Genomic DNA, 3203 nt, shown 5'->3' on the forward strand with positions numbered 1-3203 from the left:
ATTGGTTCAACTAATAATCAGTGGGGGATGAACAAAACCCCCACTGATTAAAGTTTCACTTTATATAGAGAAAAGCAGACTGGAAGCCACAGTCTGCTTTTTACATTTTATGATTGTGTTTTACTGGAACACGTACTGTTTCTTTTGCTAATAACAGCTGAACGCCGAAGTACAGTATGCTTGCAAGCGTCATTCCAGAAATGGCGTCTACAAAAGCATGTTGCTTCGTAAATAGCGTTGATAAAATAATAAGCGTACCGAAGAACGTAAGGATGTAATACTCAAATGCATGTTGTTCTCTACGTTTAAAGGCAGCTAGCATAATGACAAATGTAGTCAGAACGTGAATGCTTGGGAAACAATTTACTGGTTGATCGATACTATAAATATAGCGGACTAGTTCGGAAAACACGTCTGATCCAACAACGTTTGGACGTGGTACAGTTGTCTGCCAAAAATAATAAATAGAAAAACAAGCAAGTTTTCCAAGAATGACACTACTTAAAGTGACATAATATTGCTTTCGATCTGCAAAGCAGTAATAAATAAGTGCGCCGTATAAGTAAGGAAACCAAAGTAAATAAGGAATAATAAATGCTTTCACAAATGGAATCCAATCATCTACTACAGTTGTGACATCTACTGCGTGTACAGCCGATTTATTTAATACATCGTAAAGGGGACTTACGAGTACGAGTAGAAGTATATAACTTAACGGAAGAAAAGATGAAAGTTTAAATTTCTTCATGATAATCTCCTATGTTTAGTAATGTAAGTAAATTCAATTGATTATAATATAGAAACGCAATTTGGGCTATCGATTTTGCTTACATTTTCTTGAATTTACCTTACGTTTTTGTCACTTGACTGAAAAGAAGGGGAGGGTGCTAAATGAAGCGTTTATCGTATTTCTTAGTTTTTATATTGATATGCCTAGCGAGTGCTGGGTGTGCAAAGGATAAAGAAGGAGAGAAATTAGAATATAACGGAAGAGCACTCGTAATTGGAGTTGTTGGAGAAAAACCGAAAGATACGTTTAGGAATGTAAAGTTTGAGGAAATGAAGTTAGAGGAACTGGAAAAGAAATCTAAGGAAGTAGATGGTTTTCTAATAATGAAAGATCACTTTCAAGAAGCCTCAACAGATCAGTATAAAAATGTATTTTCATCGTTAAAGAAACCAGTGTTTTTTATCGGTTTACAAGATAAATCATATTCGATTTTTATTACAAAAGGGATAGAGTATAACAGTGCCCGAAAAGATGTAAATGCTATGTATACGCAAGGGTTTGCCAATATCGGAAGTGGTGAAGGACAACAATGGGCAGTTGGTTTATCGAATGGTGGAAATACTGAAGAAAGCATTCATAATATGTATATCGTCGTATTTCAAACAATTGCAGATTATTTGAATAGATAATGAAGAAGCCTGTATAAGAGGCTTCTTATTTTTTATGCAGAAGCACAGATGAAAATATGATTGAGAAGTTCACGCAAGTTTTACAACGTATGCGAGAGTAGTGATGCCGATTTATAATTTTATATCAGCAATTGCGGATTTAATTATGAAGTTTTAATGAAGCGCATCCAATATTAGCTCGTTTTATCAAGGGGTGATAATGTTAGTTCCACATCTCCCTTTGTGATTGGTATTGGTTAGTGGCGTCTGCTTGAGCAGGAATTGCAGTAGGATATTCATATGCATACAAACATCTTTATTTATATACTCGTTTACTCTTTCTATATCTCACTACATCATAACGACTATGCCATAGTTATGTAATGGGTTTCTTTTAAAAATTAGTATTAAATATCTTAATTGAAGTGCACTGCATTTCTACCCATTCATTTTCTATATCTTGCTCCATTTCTTCTAAATCAATTAGTATTATACTATCGTAGATATTTAGTGTTGCTAAGTTATCCTCACTGTTATAATCTAGCTTAGCAATTACTTTAAAACCTTTACTATTCTGAATTATTGCATTTGCATTTTTATCTGAAAAGGTTATATTTCTATTCCATATAAATTCATCATCTATATGTATTTCTACATTATAGTTTTCGTGTTTTTCTGGCTTATCGCCGTCCCACTCAGCGATAAATTGATTGCTATCTACTTGAACTAAAACTTTATATCCATCTAATAATTTGTCTGATATATCCACTATTTTAATATTCATTGCTTATTACTCCTTTTTATTTTTAAATAGTACTCTAACAAGGGGATTGTCAACATTCATCACGTTATTTATTGTGAGGATAAGGGGGGAATGATGTTGAAAACTATTAAAAATACATTATTATTTTTTCTATGTTTGGTGGTTCTTAGTGGTTGTTTTACAAGAGAGGGAACGATTGTTGGTGGTAAGGTTCATGGAGGTTCAAATAGTATAGATGGAAAGTATAAAAGTTTCACAGGTTTTGCAACTCAAGATATGGATGTAAAAAAAGGTGAAAGCTGGATATTTTCCTTTGATGATAAAACTAAACAAGGAACCATAAAGGCTTATGTTTTAGATTCAAATGATAATACAATACTGGAAGTTAATAGTGGAAACAGTAAAAATAATATTAAAGTGTCTAAAGATGATACATATAAAGTTAAAATTATAACAGAAGAACATGGTGGAGAATTTGAAATATCATGGAAAAAAGAAAGGTAGTTAAGTTAATGAGTATCGGGCTATTATTATGTTCTTAGGATTCGGATATCTTCCAAAGAGATGGGGAAAAAGGAAAGTTTCAGAAAAGTTTCTGCAAGCAAAATTTGCGGATGAAGGAAAAGGGATTCTGATTATTACTTATGCTATAGATTTATATGTAATATCTATTCCTTTAAAAGTAAAGAAATATAATTCACTTTAATTTGTATTGAATATAGAAGTGATTATGCTATGAAAGTCATGTGTATACATGGCTTTTTCTTTGCAGTAATTTCTTTAACATCATGGAATACTCTCACTATTACGACCAAAATCGTTATTTCCTTTTATCTGTACGCCTTTGTCATGTAAAGTATTTCCGAGTTTTGTGACTAGGCTGAAATGGTTAAATAAACGTTTGTTTAAGATGTATGTTCGGTACGAAGAAATCAATGCAGCTCAAGGGTTAACAAAGAAAAAAGGGATTAATCAAACGTTTGTTTAAGATGTATGTTCGGTAGGAAGAAATCGATGCAGTTCAAGGGTTAACAAAGAAAAA

Annotated in this window: 4 protein-coding genes; 2 read left to right on the top strand and 2 right to left on the bottom strand. The window is 32.5% G+C overall.

Going from position 1 to position 3203, the window contains the following annotated elements:
- Positions 1 to 100 precede the first annotated feature (100 nt).
- Positions 101 to 748 carry a phosphatase PAP2 family protein gene (locus tag KI369_RS23140; RefSeq protein WP_212957530.1) on the bottom strand — a complete coding sequence of 216 codons (648 nt, stop codon included), beginning with the start codon at positions 746 to 748 and terminating at the stop codon, positions 101 to 103.
- A 143-nt stretch (positions 749 to 891) separates the two neighbouring features.
- Between KI369_RS23140 and KI369_RS23145 the strand changes: the two genes are divergently transcribed.
- Entirely contained in the window at positions 892 to 1419 is a 528-nt protein-coding gene (locus KI369_RS23145; protein WP_212957531.1) for a hypothetical protein, read from the top strand.
- Between the two features lie 373 nt (positions 1420 to 1792).
- On the opposite strand, the gene KI369_RS23150 is transcribed toward KI369_RS23145, so the two are convergent.
- Complete coding sequence (locus KI369_RS23150) at positions 1793 to 2182, bottom strand: hypothetical protein (protein WP_212957532.1); 390 nt, start codon at positions 2180 to 2182, stop codon at positions 1793 to 1795.
- A 93-nt stretch (positions 2183 to 2275) separates the two neighbouring features.
- Between KI369_RS23150 and KI369_RS23155 the strand changes: the two genes are divergently transcribed.
- Positions 2276 to 2665, top strand: a complete 390-nt coding sequence (locus KI369_RS23155) for a hypothetical protein (protein ID WP_212957533.1) — start codon at positions 2276 to 2278, stop codon at positions 2663 to 2665.
- Positions 2666 to 3203: the final 538 nt, after the last annotated feature.

This window comes from Bacillus sanguinis, assembly GCF_018332475.1.
In the GTDB taxonomy this organism is placed as follows: domain Bacteria; phylum Bacillota; class Bacilli; order Bacillales; family Bacillaceae_G; genus Bacillus_A; species Bacillus_A sanguinis.